Raw genomic sequence first — 19688 nt, forward strand, 5'->3', positions numbered from 1 at the left:
GCACGTCGCACAAATTGCGCCGCGGTTTTGCGCCCGGAATTGTGGAGAGGACGCTTTGATGAAAGAGGACAAGATGAACGGATTGAGGGATGGAAGCCTGCTGCGCCAGCAGGGGCTCATCGACGGAGAATGGCGCGGGGGCGCAGCCGGGCGCACGATCGAGGTCATCGATCCGGCGACGCAGCACGTGCTGGGCAGCGTGCCCGACATGGACGGAGCCGACACGCGGGCCGCGATCGTGGCGGCAGAAAAAGCTTTTGGTCCATGGCGGGCCAAGACCCATGCCCAGCGCGCCGCCCTGCTCGAGGCCTGGCACGATCTGATGCTCGACAATATCGAGGACCTGGCGCTGATCCTGACGACGGAACAGGGCAAGCCGCTGACGGAAGCCCGGGGCGAAATCCGCTACGGCGCCTCATTCATCAAATGGTTTTCCGAGGAAGCACGCCGCATCGGCGGCACGACCATTCCCTCGCCGACAGCGGATCGGCGGATCGTCGTTTTGAAGGAGCCCGTCGGCGTATCGGCGATCATCACGCCCTGGAATTTTCCCAATGCGATGATCACCCGCAAGGTGGGGCCGGCGCTTGCGGCGGGTTGCACGGTTGTCATCAAGCCATCCGACCTGACCCCGTTTTCGGCGCTGGCGCTCGCCGTTCTGGCGGAACGCGCCGGCATTCCCAAGGGCGTGATCAACATCGTCACCGGCATGCCGACTGCAATCGGCGACGAATTGATGGCGAACCAGACCGTCCGCAAGATCTCTTTCACCGGCTCGACCCGCGTCGGTTCGCTGTTGATGCGTGGTGCCGCCGACAGCGTCAAGCGGCTCAGCCTCGAACTCGGCGGCAACGCGCCTTTCATCGTTTTCGACGATGCCGATCTCGACCTTGCCGTCGAAGGCGCCATCGCATCGAAATTCCGCAACGGCGGACAGACTTGCGTCTGCGCCAACCGTCTTCTCGTCCAGTCTGGCGTCTACGATGCCTTTGCCGCCAAACTCGGCGCGCGGGTCTCGGCCATGAAGGTCGGGGCAGGCACCGAGGCCGGCACGGATATCGGACCGATGATCAACAAAGCTGCGATCGAGAAGATCAACCGGCACGTGGAGGATGCGGTAAACAAGGGAGCAAAGATCCTCGCCACTGCGGATTCCGTGCCGGCAGGCGATCAATATGCCGCTCCGATGGTGCTTGGCGGCGCGACCACCGACATGCAGCTTGCCAGCGAAGAGACATTCGGACCTGTTGCCCCGCTGTTCCGGTTCGACACCGAGGAGGAGGCGATCCGCATCGCAAATTCCACCCCCTTCGGCCTTGCGGCCTATTTCTACACCGAGAGCCTGAAGCGGTCCTGGCGGGTCGGTGAGGCGCTCGAATTCGGCATGATCGGCCTGAACACCGGCGCCATTTCCACCGAGGTCGCTCCGTTCGGCGGCGTCAAGCAATCCGGCCTCGGGCGTGAGGGCGCCCAATGCGGCATTGACGAATATCTGGAAATGAAGAGCTTCCACATCGGCGGGCTCTCCTGATCGACAAGAAAACAAAGGGCGCCGGAAAGTCATTCCGGCGCCCTTCCTAAATAATATCGCAAGCTTCGGATCCTGTCTCGCACCGCTGCAATGTTTTGCGACACACGCCAGAGAACGGCTGAACCGCGCTCGTCACGCCGCGGCTTACATGAAGCGATCGAGTGTCTTGTAATAGAGCCCGACGACCGGCAGGAACCACGGCTTGCCGAAATGGCCGGGAACGGCGGGCCATTCGAGCCCTTTTACCGGATTGCGATCCACCTTGCCCATGATGGCATCGGCGATCATCATGCCGAGATGGGTGGAGAGCTGGGCGCCGTGGCCGGAATAGCCCATGGCGTACCAAACGCCGTCGACATAGCCCGCGCGGGGATAGCGGTCTTTCGTCATATCGACGAGCCCGCCCCAGCAGTAGTCGATCTCGACGCCGGCAAGTTGCGGGAAGATTTCAGCCAGACCGGCGCGCAGAATATCGCCGCTCTTTGCATCCGATCGCTGATCCGAGGTGGCGGAAAAGCGTGCGCGGCCGCCGAAGATCAGCCGGTTGTCCGGCGACAGCCGGAAATAATTGCCGATGTTCAGCGAGGTGACACAGGTCCGGTTCCCCGGCATCGTCGCTGCGATTTCGGCGTCGTTCAGCGGTCGGGTGGCGAGCAGAAAGCTGCCGACGGAAACGATCCGGCGGCGGAAATAGCCGAAGAGCGACGGCGTGTACGCGCCTGTCGCGACGAGCACATGGTCGGCGGTGACGGTGCCCCGCCCGGTCTCGAGGCTGTGGCGGCCGTTGCCTTGCCTGTGGCCGGTCACGGCAGCCTTTTCGAAAATGACGGCGCCGTGGCGGACGGCCGCGGCGGCGAGCCCGGCGACATAGCGGCCCATATGCATCATCGCGCTCTTCTTCGAGAGCATGGCGCCATGGAAGGGCGAGCCGACCTCACTCTTCAAGTCATCCGCCGAAAGAAGCGCCGTCTCCGGATCGACCTCCCTATGCACAGCCTCGAAGTTGCGGACAATGGCATCGAAATGCTGCGGCTTGGAGGCAAGCTTCAGCTTTCCGGCGCGACGGAAATTGCAGTCGATCCCCTCCTCGGCAATGATCGCCTCGATCGTGTCGATGGACTCATCGAATGCCCGGTAAAGCGCGATAGCCCTCTCCGCGCCGAGCGCTGACTTAGCGGACAGGAAGCTGTGGGCTAGTCCGTTGTTGAGGTGACCACCATTGCGTCCCGACGCCCCCCAGCCCACGCGTTCGGCCTCCAGCACGACGACCTTGACGCCGGCTTTCGCAAGCTGACGCGCTGCCGCAAGCCCGGTGAAACCCGCGCCAATGACGGCGACGTCATAATGTCCTTCGACAGGACCTTGAGCCGCATCGGCAAAAGCACGCGCTGTGTCGTGCCAGTAGGACTGGAACCGCATCCGCTTGTCTCCGTCAGAGGCCAACGACGCCAGGCAAACCCGATATATCGGGGATTTCGACATAGCCGTAATAGGGATTGGCCGGCTCGTGACCGCGATTGACCCAGACCTTGTTCTTGATGCCGAGATCGTGGGCCGACATCAGATCGTAGCGGAAGGAGGACGAGCAATGCAGCACGTCCTGCGGTCCGCAGCCGAGCATATCGAACATATATTCGAAGGCCTGGAAACGCGGCTTATAGGCATTTGCCTGTTGCGCGGTGTAGACCGCGTGGAAGGGCGCGCCGAGCTTTTCGACATTCGACATGATCTGCGCGTCCATGGCATTGGACAGGATCACCAGCGGAATTTCCTGGGCAACCCTGGCAAGACCCTCGGGTACGTCGCGATGCGGCCCCCAGGTCGGAACACGTGCGTAGACCATCTGAGCGGCTTCATCGCGAAACGTCACGCCGTTGCGCTTGCATGTCCGCTCGAGCGAGTTGTGCACCACCTCCGCGTAGGGCTTCCAGGCGCCCATGATCTCGTCGAGACGATAGGCGGCGAAATTCTTGACGAACTCCGCCATGCGCGGTTCGTCGAGTTGGTCGCCGTAGAGATCGCGTGCCGCTTCCGCCATCTGGAAGTTGGTGAGCGTGCCGTAGCAGTCGAAGGTGATGTATTTCGGGCGGAACGTCGTCATCTGCCTATCCTTGAATGATTGGAACCGGGATGTTTCACAATCATAGGCACCGCTTTATCCGCGGCTTACCTGAATTGGGCGGCATCGGAAGCAGAATCTATCGTATAGAAAGCGGCGTTTGGCAGAAGGTTGCGTGCTCTCGGGTTCAATCGTGATCGTGGTCATGATGCGACGGAAGATCGAGGCCGAAGGTATTGACGAGATCGGCCACCTGAGCCGGGCTGAGGAACCGGGGATTGAGGTTGCGCAACAGCAGATAGAGCTTCGCCGTTTCCTCCAGTTCCTCGGTCGCGAAGACCGCCGCCTCCAGGCTGTCACCGGCGACAACAGGTCCATGATTGGCGAGAAGCACCGATGAATATTTGCCGGCCAGCCCCCGGATTGCATCGGCCACCGCGGGATCCCCGGGGCGATAATACGGCACCAAAGCGGTCTCGCCGGCGCGCATGAGGTAATATGGTGTCATCGGCGGCAGGGCCGCGCGCGGATCGATCTCCGGCAGCATGGTGAGCGCCACCGCATGGGTGGAGTGAAGATGAACGATGGCGCGAGCCCTGCCGCGTGTATCATAGAGGGCGGTGTGAAGCGGGATTTCCTTGGTCGGCTTGTCGCCGGACAGCAACCGGCCTTCCGCGTCGAGCCTCGAGATCCGGGCCGGGTCGAGAAAACCGAGCGAGGCGTTGGTCGGCGTCACCAGCCAGCCGCCGTCCTCCAGCCGCAACGATATATTGCCGGACGAACCGGGCGTCAGTCCGCGCTCGAACAACGAGCGACCGTATCGGCAGATTTCCTCACGCAGGCGCGCATCGGACATGGCGGTTCCTCCAATATTACGCAGTTGCCCCTTCGATCAGTTCAAAACCGAGATCGATGGCCTGCGGCGGTGCGTTGGCGATGACCAGCTCAGCGGCGATCTGCCCCGTCGTCACGCGCGGCGTCCGGATGGTCGATAAGGGTTGCGGTATTGCCCGGCCGATATCGAGGCCGTTATAGCCGAAAATGGCGAGCTGCGAGGGGATGGCGATCCCTTGGGCGAGACAGTGAAAATAACCGCCGAGCGCCATGTCGTCGTTGGAAAAATAGACCGCGTCGAGGTCGGTTGCTCGTGCCAGCAGTCGCTCCAGCCCCTGCTTACCGTTTTCCACCGACGAAGCGCCCGCCACAATTTCGCGAGCGATGAGCGGAGTTCCGTTGGCGTCGAGAGTGTCACAAAAACTCGAAAAACGCTTGCCGGCGCGGGTGTCGCGGTCCAGGTCGTGACCGACATAGCCAATCCGTCGATAGCCCCGCCTGAGCAGGAAGGCAGCACTCTCCCGCCCGGCAGCGCGGTTCGAGAAGCCGACGGCGATATCAAGGGCATCGCCGTCCAAATCGAGCAGTTCCACAACACGACATCCGCTGGCGCGCAACATCTTCGTCGTGCCGTCGGTGTGCTCATACCCCGCCAGCATCACTGCCGCCGGCCGCCAGGCAAGCATTGCGGTTGCGAGCGCCTCCTCCTTGCCCGGATCATAGTCCGTCACCGAAAACACCGCCTGATAGCGGTTTTCTTCCAGAACGGCGCTCGCTCCACGCAGCACGTCGGAAAATACGATGTTGGACAGCGAGGGAATGACGAAGGCGACAAGACGCGAACCGGTTGAGGCAAGCGTTCCGGCGATCCGGTTCGGGACATAGCCCAGCCGCTCGACGGCAGCCATCACCCGCTCCCGCGTTCTGCCGGAAAAAGAACCGTGGTTGCGCAGCACGCGCGACACCGTGCTCTCGCCGACGCCGGCCGCTTGCGCGACCTCTGCAAGGGTCACCGTCGACTGATGTTTGAATTCCATGGTCACTTTCGAACCCGGCCTCTGGAATCTTTGGACGCGCGAAGCAATCCTTGGGGGCGCCTCAGTGCGACATCCATTTTTCATCACTTCCGGCCAGAAGCAAGATTTTTTTGGCAGCGCTGCCAATTCACAGTTGGCAGCGCTGCCAAAAAGGAGTAGGAAAATGGCAGCGCTGCCAAAACAGCTGGCCGCAGGTGCCAGGGCATGGATCTTTCAAGACTGGAGAAACTCCAATGACACCGCTTGCCGAAAACTCGCGCCCCACCGTCATTGCGGCCGTCATCGGTCTAGGCTCTATGGGACTGGGAATGGCCCGGTCGATGAAGCGCGCAGGTCTTGACGTCATCGGATATGACATAACGCCGGCGGCAGTGGACCGCTTCGTCGCCGACGGCGGACGTGGCGCGGCGACTCCTGCCGACGCCGCCAGGGAGGCCGACATTGTTGTCTGCGTGGTGGTCAACGGCGCGCAAACCGAGGCCGTGCTGTTCGGCCCTGAAGGCGTTGCAAGCACGATGAAGGCAGGCGCCGTGTTCATCTCATCGGCAACCATGGATCCCGCCGTCGCACGCAATCTCGCACAAAGAGTAGAGGCCCTCGGTCTGCACTATCTCGATGCGCCGATATCGGGCGGCGCAGCCAAGGCGGCGCTTGGCGAACTGACGATCATGGCATCCGGCTCCAGCCAAGCCTTCGACAGGGCGCGCCCAGGTCTCGACGCCATGGCCGGCAAGGTCTACGAGCTCGGCGGCGCGGCCGGAACCGGCGCCGCCTTCAAGATGATCAACCAGCTTCTCGCCGGCGTGCATATCGCAGCCGCATGTGAGGCCATAAGCTTTGCGGCCAAGCAGGGTCTCGACCTCGACAAGGTTTATGAAGTCATCACCGCCTCGGCCGGCAATTCCTGGATGTTCGAAAACCGCGTGCCGCATGTACTTGCCGGGGATTATACGCCGCTCAGCAGCATCGAGATCTTCGTCAAAGACCTCGGTATCGTCCAGGATATGGCGCGCTACGAACGATATCCGGCGCCGCTCGCGGCAGCCGCCCTGCAAATGTACCTGGCGGCGGCCGGAGCCGGCATGGGCCGTGACGACGATTCCTCACTCGCACGCCTCTATGCCCTGCTTTCCGGCGCAGAATTGCCCGGCCGCGTCAAGGAGCCGCAGAGCCTGTAAAGGAAGCCGACATGCCTGTGTTCGCCGCCAACCTGACGATGATGTTCAACGAATGGGCCTTCCTCGACCGCTTCGATGCTGCAGCCGATGCGGGGTTTTCCGCCGTCGAATATCTCTTTCCCTATGAAGCCGCGCCGGAGGCCCTCGCCGAACGGCTCGCCCGCAACAATCTGCAGCAGGCTTTGTTCAACCTGCCGCCAGGCGACTGGGGTGCCGGCGAACGCGGCATCGCGGCCCTTCCCGGACGGTTCGATGAGCTGAAGACTTGTGTCGAGCGGGCTTTGGATTATGCGGCGGCGACCGGCGTCAGACGGTTGCACCTGATGGCAGGCATCGCCGATCCTCATGATCGAGACGCCTCTGCCTCCTACCGGCGCTCCGTCGCCTACACCGCCGGCCGGCTCGGGGAAAAGGGCATAGACCTTCTGCTTGAGCCGATCAACGGGCGCAATATGCCGGGATACTTCCTTAACGACTTCGCCATGGCCGAGCGTTTGATCGCCGAATGCGGCCTGCCGAACGTGAAGCTTCAATTCGACATCTATCACCGTCAGATCATCCATGGCGATGTCGCCATGGCATTGCGGCGCCTGCTGCCGGTCACCGGCCATATCCAGATCGCCAGTGTGCCGTCCCGCAATGAGCCGGATGCGGAGGAGCTGAATTATCCCTATCTGTTCAGCGAAATCGACCGGCTGGGTTACGACGGTTTTATCGGCTGCGAATACATTCCGCGGGGCCGCACGCTGGACGGTCTAGGCTGGTTCGCCCCTTTTGCACGGAGCTAGTTAATGGCCATTTCACTCGGATCGATTGCTGACGACTACACGGGCGCGTCGGATCTCGCCAACACGCTGACAAAGAATGGCCTGCGCACGGTGCAGACGGTCGGCATCCCCGATCCCTCGCTCGCGCTGCCCGACGTGGATGCCGTCGTCGTTTCCCTGAAAATCCGCTCGGTCCCTGCCTCTGAGGCCGTGACGGCTGCCACGGAAGCCGAGCGATGGCTGCGCCATCGGGGCGCGGGCCACGTGCTTTACAAAATCTGCTCGACGTTCGATTCCACCGACGCCGGCAATATCGGTCCCGTCACCGAGGCCTTGCGCGATGCTGCGGGCGGCGGCAGCGTGCTGGTTACACCAGCCTTTCCAGAAACAGGGCGGACTGTCTACCTCGGCCATCTGTTCGTCGGCGGCCAACCATTGAACGAAAGCCCGCTCAAGGATCACCCCCTCAACCCGATGCACGACGCCAATCTCGTGCGGGTTCTCGCCCGGCAAACGCGCGGCGCCGTCGGCTTGATCGATCTGGCAGCCATCGCGGCCGGCCCTGCCGCCGCCAGGGCGAGTCTCGATGCGTTGCGCACGACAGGCGTGACCATGGCTGTTGCCGACGCAATTTTCGAAAAGGATCTGGAAACGCTCGGCGAGATCGCGCTCGAAACGCCGATATCGACCGGTGCGTCCGGCCTTGGCCTCGGCCTTGCCCGGGCGCTCGTCCGTTCCGGCCGCATATCCGGCGGCGCAACAGCTGAAGACATCATTCGCCCTGTCGACGGATTTTCGGCGATTATTGCCGGCAGCTGTTCGAAAGCAACGCTACGCCAGCTCGAGGTCGCCGAACGGTCGATGCCTGTGCTGCGGCTTGATCCAGAGCGCCTGATATCAGGCCCGGATGAGATCGCCGCCGCGATTTCCTGGGCCGGAGACCGCATCTCCGCCGGCCCGGTCGTGGTCGCCGCGAGCGCGGCGCCCGAAACCGTATCCCGCCTGCAATCGCAATATGGGCGGGAGACCTCGGGCCACGCGATCGAGACAGCAACGTCGATTATCGCAGCCGAACTGGTTGAAAGAGGCGTGCGGCGTCTGGTGGTCGCCGGCGGTGAAACCTCGGGGGCCGCCGTCGACAGGCTCGCCATCCCGGCGTTTCTGATCGGCCCCGAGATTGCTCCCGGCGTGCCGGTGCTGCGCACGGTCGGCAATGCACAAGGCGACATGCTTCTGGCATTGAAATCAGGAAACTTCGGTGGCGACGACTTCTTTGCGTCAGCGCTGGCGATGATGCGGTGACCTAGCCAGGCATAGAGCATCCCGATGAAATAGCTCCGGCATAAGATGCGGCGGCCCGTCGGCGTAAAGCAATAAGATACTGCCTGAACCGCGGCCTTCAGACGATCTGCCCGCCGGGGCTCCGGCAGACTTGCGGGCACGACATGAAGGACGGCCCGATGCAAACACGTCAGATCGAAATCGCCGCGTTCGGCCCAGACCATCTGGAAGCAGCCGTTGCGCTCTCCAGACAGGCTGGCTGGCCGCATCGGCCAGAGGACTGGCAGATGGCCCTCGCGTTGAGCGAAGGCATGGTCGCAATCGAGGACGACAGGGTCGTCGGCACGGTCCTCGTCACAGCCTACAAACAAGATTGTGCGACCATCAACATGGTCATCGTCGATGAAATCATGCGCGGCCGTGGCCTCGGCCGCCGACTGATGGATGCCGCGTTGCGAATCGCAGGCGACCGGCCGCTGCGGCTGGTCGCGACAACGGCGGGCCTGCCGCTCTACCAGAAGCTCGGCTTTCATGAAACCGGGACCGTGCTGCAGCACCAAGGCCTCGCGGGAGAAATCGACGCACCGGCCGGCACGAGCGCCGCCACCGCCGGCGATCTCCCGGCCATCATGACGCTCGACCGCCTTGCCTTCGGCGCCGACCGCGAAGGGCTGCTCTCCTACCTCGCAACGGTGGGCGAATTCTCCGTCATTCGCCGCGACCGCAGCGTTTCGGGCTTCGCCTGCCTGCGACCCTTCGGTCGCGGCGAGGTGATCGGACCCGTGGTCGCCGCGGATATCGATGACGCCAGGAAACTCATCGAACATCACATCGCCGGTCGTCCAGGAAGGTTCCTCAGGGTGGACACGACTGCCGAAGCCGGACTCTCTCCATGGCTCGCCACACAGGGGCTCGCCCATGTCGGTGGTGGCATCGCCATGAGAAAGCCATCGGCCGGCAACGTCGCCGCCCGGACCGCCACCACCTTTGCCCTTGCCAGCCAGGCACTCGGCTGATCCGGAGATCTCAATGTACAGCAACTCGCTCATCGAACTCGACCGCGCCCATCTCATCCATCCTGTGGCCTCCTACCGCAGTCACGAGAAGCACGGCGTGCGCGTGCTGGCCTCGGCCGAGGGCGCAACGGTCACCGACGCCTCCGGCAGACAGCTGATCGACGGCTTCGCCGGCCTCTGGTGCGTCAATGCCGGTTATGGCCACGAAAGCATAGTCGAGGCAGCAGCCCGGCAGATGCGGGAGCTTCCCTATGCAACGGCCTATTTCGGCCTCGGCTCCGAGCCGGCGATCCGGCTTGCCTCAGAACTCGCCGACAGGGCGCCTGGTGATCTCAACCATGTCTATTTCACGCTCGGCGGCTCCGACGCGGTGGACAGCACGATCCGGTTCATCCGCTACTACTGGAATGCTCGGGGACGGCCCGAGCGCGATCAGTTCATTTCGGTCGAACAGGGCTATCACGGCTCCTCGACGGCGGGTGCGGGCCTGACCGCTTTGCCCGCATTCCATGCCGGCTTCGGCCTTCCGTTCGACTGGCAGCATAAAATTCCGTCTCATTACGCCTACCGCAACCCGGTCGGCGAGGATCCGCAGGCGATTATCGAGGCCTCGCTGGCAGCGCTGAAAACCAAGGTAGAGGCGATCGGGCCGGAGCGCGTCGCCGCCTTCTACGTCGAACCGATCCAGGGTTCGGGCGGCGTGCTCGTACCGCCGAAAGGCTGGGTGAAGGCGATGCGCGAATTTTGCCGCGAGCACGACATTCTCTTCGTGGCCGATGAGGTGATCACCGGCTTTGGCCGCACAGGGCCGCTTTTTGCCTGCAGCGAAGAGGGAATCGTGCCGGATTTCATGACCACCGCCAAGGGTCTCACCTCCGGCTACGTCCCGATGGGCGCCGTCTTCATGGCCCACCACGTCTATGAAACGATCGCCGAGGGTGCCGGTGCCGCCGCGATCGGTCACGGCTACACCTATTCGGCCCATCCCGTCAGCGCCGCCGTCGGCCTTGAAGTCCTGAAGCTTTACGAAACCGGCCTGCTCGACAACGGCGTCAAGGCCGGGACGCGGCTGATGCAGGGGTTGGAATCGCTGAGAGATCACCCGCTCGTGGGTGATGTCCGCGGCCGCGGAATGCTCGCCGCCGTCGAGCTCGTGGTCGACAAGATCAACAAGACGCCGCTGCCGGCATCCGCCGAACCCGCCCGCCGGATCTTCGATCGCGCCTGGGAAAACGGCCTCGTCATCCGCGCCTTCGGCAACGGCGTGCTCGGTTATGCGCCGCCGCTGTGCTGCACCGAAACGGAAATCGATGCGATCGTCGAGCGCACGCGCCTCACGCTGGACCAGACGCTTGAGGACCCGGATGTGCGCGGGGCGCTGCGGGTCTGAGAATAGCGCGAAACGGTTAGATTCGGTGTTTTGTGCCGCGCCAGGGCGCCTTTTCGGAGAATCCGGCGCAGCGCAAGTGACAAACTGAAACAGACGAAAGGCACGGATCACAACAAATCCGGCCTTCATACAAGAGCGGGACAACGATCCTGCCGGGAACGGAATATTCTTCTTTGAGAAGCCGCGCTCCATCGGAGCCGAACACTGGGGAATTCGCGTGAGCAAAAGTCTTCCGGAAATCAGCTACATGGGCTTCGACGAGGTCGGCTTGCTCATCGATTCAGCCGAAACGGGACACGAGATCAATAGCGAGCGGGCGACGCTCAGCCTCTATCGCGAGGCCCACCGCTATTCAGACGATGTTGACCTCTTTCCCGACGATCTCGTGCGCGCCTATCTCGCGAGCGGGACGGAGCTTGGCCTGCCCGCCGGCGGGCCGCTGCGGGAGCGGCGGCATGCCCACAAGGGCTGCGACGGCACGATCGAGCCGGCGGAATTCACCGCACCCGATCATTTCACGTCGATGGCCGCCCCGCGGAGGCCGTGGCCGCTTCGCGCGCCTGACTTTTAAAACCGGATCGGCTCGCCGGCAGGCGGCCGTCACAGAAAGAAAAGGGGAATGCCATGACCGACTTAAGGACTACGAACTGGACCCGCGCCGACGACGCAGTGGTCGAATGCGCCATCAGACGCGGCGCCACCCGCCGTGAACTGCTGCAGATGCTTCTCGCTGGCGGCGTCGCCATGTCTGCTGGCGGCGTCATCGTTGGTCGCGCCACTAAAGCGATCGCCGCGTCTCCGATCACCGGAGGACATCTCAAGGCGGCAGGCTTCACGTCTTCGACCGCAGACACGCTCGACCCGGCCAAAGCATCGAATTCAACGGATTATTCACGGTGTTCCGCGGTCTATAGCCGCCTTTCCAACCTCGACAGGTCCGGCGCGGTCGAGATGGAGCTGGCGGAAAGCATCGAGAGCACCGATGGCAAGGTGTGGACCGTGAAGCTGCGCAAGGGCGTCACCTTTCACGACGGGAAACAACTTACGTCCGCAGATGTGATCTACTCGCTCAAGCGCCACCTGGATCCCAACGTCGGCTCGAAGGTCAATGCCATCGCAAAGCAAATGACGGGGTTCAAGGCGCTCGACGATCTCACTCTCGAAATAACACTCGCAGACGCCAACGCCGACCTGCCGACCATCCTGGCGCTGCAGCACTTCATGATCGTCGCGGAAGGGACCGCCGACTTCTCGAAGGGGAACGGCACAGGGCCTTTCGTTCTCGAAAACTTCGAACCCGGTGTGCGCTCGCTTATGCGGCGGAACGACCATTACTGGAAGTCGAAAGGACCATTTGTCGACTCCTTTGAGTTTTTCGCGATCAGCGACGACAGCTCGCGCGTGAATGCCTTGCTGTCGGGAGACATCCATGTCGCGGCCGCTATCAATCCCCGCTCGGAACGGCTCGTCGAAGGCAGGCCCGGCTTCGTTCTGTCGAAATCGAGCGCCAACAGCTACACCAACCTCAACATGCGCCTCGATACGACCCCTGGTCAAAACAGCGATTTCGTCGCGGGCATGAAGCACCTGGTTAATCGTGAGCAGATCCTGAGGGCAGCCCTGCGCGGGCGCGGTGAAATCGGCAACGACCAGCCGATTTTCCCGGGCAACCCCTATCGCAACGACGATCTCCAGCCGAAGCCGTACGACCCTGAAAAGGCAAAGTTCTATTTCAACAAGGCGGGCGTTCTCGGTCAGTCGATCCCGGTGATCGCGTCCGAGGCCGCGAACTCCGCAATCGACATGGCGATGATTATTCAGGCCGCCGGCGCCGAAATCGGCATGAAGCTCGACGTCCAGCGCGTGCCCTCCGACGGCTATTGGGACAAGTATTGGCTCAAGGCCCCGATCCATTTCGGCAATATCAATTATAGGCCGACGCCCGACATCCTGTTCTCGTTGCTATATGCGTCCGGCGCACCCTGGAATGAGAGCCATTACAAATCGGATAAATTCGACAAGATGCTGATCGAGGCGCGCGGCTCGCTCGATCAGGAGAAGCGTAAAGCGATTTACAATGAGATGCAGGTGATGATTGCCAATGAGGCCGGCACCATCATTCCGGCCTACCTGACCGGGATCGACGCCATCACGGACAAGCTCAAGGGCATGGAAACGAACCCGCTCGGAGGTATGATGGGTTATCGCATGGCCGAGCATGTTTGGTTTGAATCGTGATCGACAAAGTAGTCTCGGGGCTGCCGCCACGTTGCTGTGGCCCCTCTGCACTTTGGTTCCGATAACTGGAAGGAAGCGAGTGTGAACAAAGAGGTCTTATCCCTGGTGCTGAGCAGATTGCTCATCGCCCTGATCACCTTGGTCATCGTCTCGTTCGCGGTCTTTACAGCGACGACGCTCCTGCCGGGGGATACTGCTTCGATCCTTCTCGGCCAGGCTGCAACGCCGGAGGCCGTCGCCGGATTGCGCACGGCCATGCATCTCGACGACCCGGCATTTCTGCGTTTTATCTATTGGATGGGCGGACTGCTATCGGGTGACCTGGGCACGTCCTACGCCAACAACATGCCGGTCGCCGACCTGATCGGCGGCCGGTTCGCGAACTCGATGAAGCTTGCGGGCGTCACGGCCTTGTTCGCAGTACCGATTGCATTGACGCTCGGCATCACCGCCGCCATGGTAAGGGGCTCGCTTTATGATCGAGCGGTCACCGTATTTACGATCGGCGTCATATCGGTACCGGAATTCATGATAGCGACGTTGGCTGTCATGTTCTTTGCAGTCTATCTGCAATGGCTGCCCGCGATTTCACTCACCAACGAAGTCCACACTATCACCGACATAGTGCGCGTCTACGCGATGCCGGTGATCACCCTCACCTTCGGGGTGTCCGCGCAGATGATCCGCATGACGCGGGCTGCGGTGGTGGAAACACTGAATACACCCTATGCCGAAATGGCACTATTGAAGGGTGCCTCACGAAGCCGCATCGTGTTGAAACATGCGCTGCCAAACGCCCTCGGTCCGATCGTCAACGCAATTGCCCTCTCGCTTTCATACCTTCTGGGCGGAGTAATCATCGTCGAGACGATCTTCAACTATCCCGGCATCGCCAAGCTGATGGTCGACGCCGTCGCCACCCGCGATCTCCCGCTCATCCAATCCTGCGCGATGATATTCTGCGTCGGCTATCTGATCCTGATCACGACGGCCGATATCATCGCTATTCTTGCCAACCCGAGGCTACGATGATGACCACGATCGAAACACATGCGCTAAAGCGTCGGAAATTCGCCTATCGCATCAACCTGGTCGGTGTGGTCGGCTTCGCCGTCATTGCTTTCTGGGCAATCATCGCCGTCATTGCTCCCTGGATCATCCCCCATCCGGTGGGTGAGATACTCGATTTTGACTATTTCGGCCCCATGAGCCAGCAGTTCTGGCTCGGTTCAGACTATCTGGGACGTGACATGCTTTCGCGCATCCTGATGGGAGCACGCTATACGGTCGGCATTTCGTTAGTCGCGGTTAGCATCGCCTGCTTCTCGGGCGTCGTGCTCGGCATGATCGCGGCGGTATCTGGGGGATGGGTCGACACCTTTCTCAGTCGCTTTCTCGATGCCCTGAATTCCATTCCAAGCAAACTTTTCGGCCTCGTGGTCGTGGCGGCGGTCGGATCGTCCATTCCCGTTCTGGTGCTGACACTTGCGGTGATCTACACGCCCGGCTCCTATCGCTTCGCCCGGGCTCTCGCAGTCAACATCAATACGATGGACTTCATCACCGTGGCCCGCGCTCGCGGCGAAGGTATAGCTTACTTGGTCGCGTCCGAAATCCTGCCCAATATTGTCGGGCCGGTTCTTGCCGACCTGGGCCTGCGCTTCGTCTTCATCGTGCTGCTCCTATCGGGTCTTTCGTTCCTCGGGCTTGGCGTGCAGCCGCCCTACGCGGATTGGGGAGCCCTGGTGCGCGAGAATATCGGCGGCCTCCCGCTCGGCGCACCCGCGGTGATTTTCCCCTCGATCGCTATCGCCACGCTGACGATCAGCGTCAATCTGCTGATCGACAACCTTCCTCAAAAAATACGCGATCGGAGCGAATGATGGCCAACCTCGTCGAAATCCGTGACCTCAAGGTCGAAGCCAAGACCGACTCCGGCCGCGTCGTCGAAATCATCCGTGGCGTCAGTTTCGAAGTCGCTGAAGGGGAGATCGTCGCTCTGATCGGTGAAAGTGGGTCAGGCAAGACGACCATCGCTCTAACCCTGATGGGCCATGCCCGCGCCGGCTGTCGGATCAGCGGCGGCTCCGTCGTGCTCGCCGGTCAGGACATGGCAAGCCTTCCGGAGCGAAAACGGGCCAAGATCCGGGGAACCGTCGTCTCATATGTACCACAAAGTGCCGCCGCGGCCTTCAACCCGTCACAGACGATCATGGAACAGGTCATCGAGATCGCTCGCATCCATGACCTGATGCCCGCCGAAGAGGCCCGCACCCGCGCGGTAAGCCTATTCAAGGCGCTCTCGCTTCCCGATCCGGAAACGATCGGTTCCCGTTATCCGCATCAGGTTTCCGGCGGTCAGTTGCAGCGCCTCTCGGCCGCGATGGCCCTGATCGGTGATCCAAAACTTGTCATCTTCGACGAGCCTACGACGGCGCTTGATGTGACCACACAGATCGAAGTGCTGCGCGCCTTTAAATCCGTAATGCACAAGGGTCGCATCGGCGGCGTGTACGTCTCGCACGATCTTGCCGTAGTGGCCCAAATTGCCGATCGCATCGTTGTCCTCAAAGGAGGCGAAGTCCAGGAGATCGGAAGCACCGAGCAAATCCTCAGCAGACCGCAGCATCCTTATACCAAGGAGTTGTTAGGCGCTTTCAAGCCGGAAGCGCGGGCCAAATCCCCTGACAAGCAGCAGAGCAAAGCGATTCTTCAGGTGCAAGACCTTATCGCAGGCTATGGACCCATCCAGGCCGATGGCACACCCCTCGTCAAAGCCCTGAAATCCGTCAGCGTCGAGGTTGAGAGCGGTTGCAATCTGGGAATTATCGGTGAGTCCGGCTGCGGCAAATCCACCCTGGCTCGAACGATTGCCGGCATCATTCCCGCAACCGCGGGCAAGATCACCTTCAATGGACAGACGCTGGCGCCAGCCGCCGGCGCCCGTACGCGAGAACAGTTGCGAGAGCTGCAGATCGTTTTCCAATACGCCGACACCGCACTCAATCCCGCCAAATCGATCAGCGATATTCTCGGGCGACCGTTGGCCTTTTATCACGGCATGACAGGTGAGAAGCGTGAGAAGCGGATCGACGAACTCCTGGATATGGTTCGGCTGCCCCGGGCCTTGAAGCACCGGCGCCCGTCAGAACTGTCCGGGGGTCAGAAGCAGCGCGTCAACTTCGCTCGCGCGCTCGCTGCCGAGCCAAAACTGATCCTGTGTGACGAGGTTACGTCGGCACTTGATACCGTAGTTGCCGCAGCCGTCATCGACCTTCTCAAGGAGCTGCAGCGGGAGCTTTCTCTCTCCTACATTTTTATCAGCCACGACCTCTCCGTGGTCGAGGCGATCTGCGACGAAGTCGCGGTGATGTATGCGGGCGAAAAGATCGAGCAGCTCCCTCCCTCGGCCATGAGCAGCAGCGCGAGCCACCCCTACTCACAGCTACTGTTCTCCTCCGTCCCGAAGCTCGACCCGGCCTGGCTCGACGGGCTCAAGCAGGATCCGAAGCTGATCCGCGCCGTCGGAGGCGGATAATTGCGGGAAGGAGGCTCTCAGCGGCAGGTGCGACTTGACGGTCGGCGAGTTTCAGCGTACGTGGCGCAAATATTTGTCGATGCCACATCCATTGTTCATCAGGTCGCTCCACGATTTCCTGATGTTCGCCGATTTTGCTGGCCGCCAGTTGATCCTTGGATGAGCAGTGCGCCTATCATTTCTGCCGCGTCGCCCCTGAACGACGCGAACCCTCAACCATCCGTTGAGCTGCCGGAATATCGATGGGTTACCTAGCCTCTCAGGGCTTTCCCCGACGTCGCGCTCTTCAGCGCTGAGGACATGCGCAGCACTCCAAGTTCGGGACTAGCTAGTATTGGCACCGGCGTGCCTTTCATCTCGCTCAGCGCATTTGCCATCGATGCTTGAGCTAGAACAACCACGTCAACGTTGCCCAACAGAGCAGCAAGGCCTTCACGTATCAGCGCATCATGCGCCGCTCTGTCTCCGTCCCGCAGTTTCTCAAACGCCCCTTCGCAGAGATGACTTGTAAGGAGAATTTCGCGACCCATTCGCTGAGCATGGCGTTCGATCAAATGGGTCGTCGGGCTCAATGTTGTAAACAGCGTTGCGAGGACGCCAATTCGATCTCCGCATTGCAAGGCCTCAATTGCCACCCCATCATCTATACGGAAGAGAGGTACGGGGCAGAGTGGCATTGCCGCATCCACTGCAGGGCCGAGCGACGAACAAGTGACGAGGACTGCGGAAGCCCCCGCATCCACCGCCGACCAAATGTGAGTCGCAAGCCGCCGCATGGTCTGACGCGACAGCGCGCCTTCGCGGATCGTGTTCCCCAGCAAGCTCTCATCCAACATATTAAACGGGCGCCAACCGGGCAGATGGCGGCTAACGAGTTCGTTGAACGCGGGGATGATCCCGTGGACCGTGTGGATCATGGCAAGCGCAGGGGACTCATAAGTGCCTGTAGTCATAGAATGTCTCGGTTTTTTATTGTGCACGCTCTTTATCGTGAGGCTGTAGCAGCGGGGGTGACATGGACCTGATCAGGGCATCTGTCGTGCTCGACGGGAAACCAATTCAAAAACCGCTGTCGTCAGACGATGCTCTGTAGCTTACCCGGTCGACCGTCCTAGCTGTGACTGTCGCGCCGCCGAAAACGGAATTTCCTGCCGCCCCTGCATTTGCATTCGATACATGCTGCTCGCCTCCGCTCGGTAGCTTCACATGACCTGCCCTGTCCGTCGGGAATTTCCTGCGTCCGGCAGAAGGCGTCATCGAAATGCATCCGTCCGAACGGCTAGGCTTGGGCGCTTCCCGCCCGACTCGCACGTCGTTCCGGTACCGGAACTTCACTAGGGCTATCTCGTCGAAGTCGATGCGATAGCCGTCATTGCCTCAATTGCTCCCGCCGGAGGAGCAGGAAACAGTGCCGTATAGATCGGCCGCCAAAATCAGTTCAGGTCAGCCCCCATGTCTCCAATTGTCAAGCGCATACCGAACGATCAAGAGCTTCCCGCAAAGGCTGATGTTGTCGTCATTGGCGGCGGCATTATTGGTGCAACGGCAGCTTTCTTTCTCGCGGAGCGGGGACTGTCCGTAGCTCTGGTCGAAAAGGGCTATGTCGGCTGCGAGCAGTCGAGCCGCAACTGGGGTTGGTGCCGGCGGCAGAACCGGGATGCACGCGAGTTACCGCTCTCGGGCATCGCTTTGCAAGCTTGGGATGAGTTTGCGGCTAAAATCGGTGAGGACGTGGGCTTCCGCCGATGCGGTCTGCTTTACGCTACGGATAATCCGCGGCAACTGGCGGAATGGGAAGCATGGCGTGAGACCGCCCGGAAGTTCAATGTCAATACGAAGATGCTCAGCGCAAAGGAAGCGGCTGCCACGATCCCGGCAAATGGACGCCGATGGGTCGGCGGCGTGCATTCGATCGATGATGGCAAGGGCGAGCCCGCCATCGCCGCGCCGACGATCGCGTACGGCGCTCGCAAATTTGGCGCGACGATCCACCAGGAGTGCGCTGCGCAAGGTCTCGATCTGGTCAATGGAGCTGTGGCGGGGGTCATCACCGAAAAGGGAACCATCCGGACACAAGCCGTCCTTTGTGCTGGCGGTGCCTGGACGTCGATGTTTTGCCGCCAGCACGGCGTTGTGTTTCCACAGGCGAGCGTGCGCCAGACAGCGCTTCGTACGCGGCCCACGAAGGATCTGGGTGAGGCGATCTATACGCCGGACTGCGCGCTGACCCGCCGGTTGGATGGCAGTTACACGCTTGCGATCAGCGGTAGGGCAATGCTGGATATCACTCCACAAGGCATTCGCTACGCCCGCTGGTTCATGCCGATGTTCATGAAGCGTCTGAAAGCGGTGCAGTTCGGCATCGGCAAATCCTTCCTCCAGGGTCCGGAGGCATTCGGAAGCTTGAACACGAGTAAACCGTCGGCCTTCGAGCGGATGCGCGTTCTCGACCCGCCGCCGAGCCGCCGCACGATCGCGGCCATTTTGAAACGGGTCATCGAGCAGTTTCCTGCGTTGGCGGGCGTCGAAATCGCCGACAGCTGGGGAGCCTACGTGGATTTCACGCCGGACGCGGTGCCGGTCATCTCGCCGGCCGATCGTGTGAAGGGCCTTTACCTGGCCGCGGGCGGCTCCGGGCACGGCTTCGGCCTCGGCCCGGGCATCGGCCGCCTGGCCGCCGACCTCGTTGCCAACGATACACCCTGTGTCGACCCCACCCCCTTCCGCCTGTTGCGCCTGGTGGACGGTTCGAAAGTTAAGGTAGGTGCCATCTGAACGTGAGTGCCGGCCAGCAAGAGGCCGTTGATACACGCATGGAA

The 19688-nt window shown here is 61.5% G+C and carries 17 protein-coding genes; 12 read left to right on the forward strand and 5 right to left on the reverse strand.

All coding sequences use genetic code 11. From position 1 onward, the window contains the following. Positions 1-73: 73 nt before the first annotated feature. Positions 74-1531, forward strand: coding sequence for an NAD-dependent succinate-semialdehyde dehydrogenase (locus tag Tal182_RS30570; protein WP_085862131.1), 1458 nt, complete (start codon positions 74-76; stop codon positions 1529-1531). A 144-nt stretch (positions 1532-1675) separates the two neighbouring features. Here the strand turns inward: Tal182_RS30570 and Tal182_RS30575 are convergent, their stop codons facing one another. From Tal182_RS30575 to Tal182_RS30590, 4 genes are all read right to left on the reverse strand, one after another. Next, positions 1676-2950, reverse strand: coding sequence for an FAD-binding oxidoreductase (locus tag Tal182_RS30575; RefSeq protein ID WP_085861958.1), 1275 nt, complete (start codon positions 2948-2950; stop codon positions 1676-1678). Between the two features lie 13 nt (positions 2951-2963). Then, complete coding sequence (locus Tal182_RS30580; RefSeq protein WP_085861959.1) at positions 2964-3632, reverse strand: haloacid dehalogenase type II; 669 nt, start codon at positions 3630-3632, stop codon at positions 2964-2966. A gap of 145 nt (positions 3633-3777) precedes the next feature. Next, on the reverse strand, positions 3778-4446 hold the full coding sequence (locus tag Tal182_RS30585) for an aldolase (RefSeq protein ID WP_085861960.1): 669 nt from the start codon (positions 4444-4446) through the stop codon (positions 3778-3780). 16 nt (positions 4447-4462) lie between these two features. Continuing rightward, on the reverse strand, positions 4463-5461 hold the full coding sequence (locus Tal182_RS30590) for a LacI family DNA-binding transcriptional regulator (protein ID WP_064807691.1): 999 nt from the start codon (positions 5459-5461) through the stop codon (positions 4463-4465). Positions 5462-5694: 233 nt separating this feature from the next. Here Tal182_RS30590 and ltnD point away from each other — a divergent pair, with 233 nt between their 5' ends. From ltnD to Tal182_RS30640, 10 genes are all read left to right on the forward strand, one after another. Next, a complete protein-coding gene (gene ltnD, locus Tal182_RS30595; protein WP_085861961.1) occupies positions 5695-6639 on the forward strand; it encodes an L-threonate dehydrogenase in 945 nt (314 codons plus the stop codon). A gap of 11 nt (positions 6640-6650) precedes the next feature. Next, positions 6651-7427, forward strand: a complete 777-nt coding sequence (gene otnI, locus Tal182_RS30600; RefSeq protein WP_085861962.1) for a 2-oxo-tetronate isomerase — start codon at positions 6651-6653, stop codon at positions 7425-7427. 3 nt (positions 7428-7430) lie between these two features. Next, entirely contained in the window at positions 7431-8708 is a 1278-nt protein-coding gene (gene otnK, locus Tal182_RS30605) for a 3-oxo-tetronate kinase (protein WP_085861963.1), read from the forward strand. A gap of 158 nt (positions 8709-8866) precedes the next feature. Next, a complete protein-coding gene (locus Tal182_RS30610) occupies positions 8867-9703 on the forward strand; it encodes a GNAT family N-acetyltransferase (protein ID WP_085862133.1) in 837 nt (278 codons plus the stop codon). Between the two features lie 13 nt (positions 9704-9716). After that, complete coding sequence (locus tag Tal182_RS30615; protein WP_085861964.1) at positions 9717-11093, forward strand: aspartate aminotransferase family protein; 1377 nt, start codon at positions 9717-9719, stop codon at positions 11091-11093. 217 nt (positions 11094-11310) lie between these two features. Then, on the forward strand, positions 11311-11664 hold the full coding sequence (locus Tal182_RS30620) for a hypothetical protein (protein ID WP_237350524.1): 354 nt from the start codon (positions 11311-11313) through the stop codon (positions 11662-11664). Between the two features lie 53 nt (positions 11665-11717). Then, positions 11718-13331, forward strand: coding sequence for an ABC transporter substrate-binding protein (locus Tal182_RS30625; protein ID WP_085861965.1), 1614 nt, complete (start codon positions 11718-11720; stop codon positions 13329-13331). Positions 13332-13412: 81 nt separating this feature from the next. Further along, positions 13413-14363: an ABC transporter permease gene (locus tag Tal182_RS30630; RefSeq protein ID WP_085861966.1), complete on the forward strand. Its 951-nt coding sequence runs from the start codon at positions 13413-13415 to the stop codon at positions 14361-14363. Beyond that, entirely contained in the window at positions 14360-15214 is an 855-nt protein-coding gene (locus Tal182_RS30635; protein WP_064812793.1) for an ABC transporter permease, read from the forward strand. Before Tal182_RS30630 ends, Tal182_RS30635 begins: the two co-directional genes overlap by 4 nt. Next, positions 15214-16869 carry an ABC transporter ATP-binding protein gene (locus Tal182_RS30640; protein ID WP_085861967.1) on the forward strand — a complete coding sequence of 552 codons (1656 nt, stop codon included), beginning with the start codon at positions 15214-15216 and terminating at the stop codon, positions 16867-16869. The genes Tal182_RS30635 and Tal182_RS30640 overlap by 1 nt, the downstream gene beginning before the upstream one ends. Before the next feature lie 251 nt (positions 16870-17120). On the opposite strand, the gene Tal182_RS30645 is transcribed toward Tal182_RS30640, so the two are convergent. After that, on the reverse strand, positions 17121-17822 hold the full coding sequence (locus Tal182_RS30645; RefSeq protein WP_085861968.1) for an aspartate/glutamate racemase family protein: 702 nt from the start codon (positions 17820-17822) through the stop codon (positions 17121-17123). Between the two features lie 499 nt (positions 17823-18321). On the opposite strand from Tal182_RS30645, the gene Tal182_RS30655 reads away from it, so the two are divergent. Beyond that, the gene (locus tag Tal182_RS30655) at positions 18322-19644 is read left to right on the forward strand and encodes an FAD-binding oxidoreductase (RefSeq protein WP_085861969.1); all 1323 of its coding nucleotides are present in this window, start codon (positions 18322-18324) and stop codon (positions 19642-19644) included. Positions 19645-19688: the final 44 nt, after the last annotated feature.

The sequence above is a fragment of the Rhizobium sp. TAL182 genome (genome assembly GCF_002117725.1).
Lineage (GTDB): Bacteria > Pseudomonadota > Alphaproteobacteria > Rhizobiales > Rhizobiaceae > Rhizobium > Rhizobium esperanzae.

Bases quoted from the DNA above. Each gene is read 5' to 3' on its own strand.
- Tal182_RS30570 (WP_085862131.1), top strand. From the start codon at position 74: ATGAACGGATTGAGGGATGGAAGCCTGCTGCGCCAGCAGGGGCTCATC.
- Tal182_RS30575 (WP_085861958.1), bottom strand. From the start codon at position 2,950: ATGCGGTTCCAGTCCTACTGGCACGACACAGCGCGTGCTTTTGCCGAT.
- Tal182_RS30580 (WP_085861959.1), bottom strand. From the start codon at position 3,632: ATGACGACGTTCCGCCCGAAATACATCACCTTCGACTGCTACGGCACG.
- Tal182_RS30585 (WP_085861960.1), bottom strand. From the start codon at position 4,446: ATGTCCGATGCGCGCCTGCGTGAGGAAATCTGCCGATACGGTCGCTCG.
- Tal182_RS30590 (WP_064807691.1), bottom strand. From the start codon at position 5,461: ATGGAATTCAAACATCAGTCGACGGTGACCCTTGCAGAGGTCGCGCAA.
- ltnD (WP_085861961.1), top strand. From the start codon at position 5,695: ATGACACCGCTTGCCGAAAACTCGCGCCCCACCGTCATTGCGGCCGTC.
- otnI (WP_085861962.1), top strand. From the start codon at position 6,651: ATGCCTGTGTTCGCCGCCAACCTGACGATGATGTTCAACGAATGGGCC.
- otnK (WP_085861963.1), top strand. From the start codon at position 7,431: ATGGCCATTTCACTCGGATCGATTGCTGACGACTACACGGGCGCGTCG.
- Tal182_RS30610 (WP_085862133.1), top strand. From the start codon at position 8,867: ATGCAAACACGTCAGATCGAAATCGCCGCGTTCGGCCCAGACCATCTG.
- Tal182_RS30615 (WP_085861964.1), top strand. From the start codon at position 9,717: ATGTACAGCAACTCGCTCATCGAACTCGACCGCGCCCATCTCATCCAT.
- Tal182_RS30625 (WP_085861965.1), top strand. From the start codon at position 11,718: ATGACCGACTTAAGGACTACGAACTGGACCCGCGCCGACGACGCAGTG.
- Tal182_RS30635 (WP_064812793.1), top strand. From the start codon at position 14,360: ATGATGACCACGATCGAAACACATGCGCTAAAGCGTCGGAAATTCGCC.
- Tal182_RS30640 (WP_085861967.1), top strand. From the start codon at position 15,214: ATGGCCAACCTCGTCGAAATCCGTGACCTCAAGGTCGAAGCCAAGACC.
- Tal182_RS30645 (WP_085861968.1), bottom strand. From the start codon at position 17,822: ATGACTACAGGCACTTATGAGTCCCCTGCGCTTGCCATGATCCACACG.
- Tal182_RS30655 (WP_085861969.1), top strand. From the start codon at position 18,322: ATGTCTCCAATTGTCAAGCGCATACCGAACGATCAAGAGCTTCCCGCA.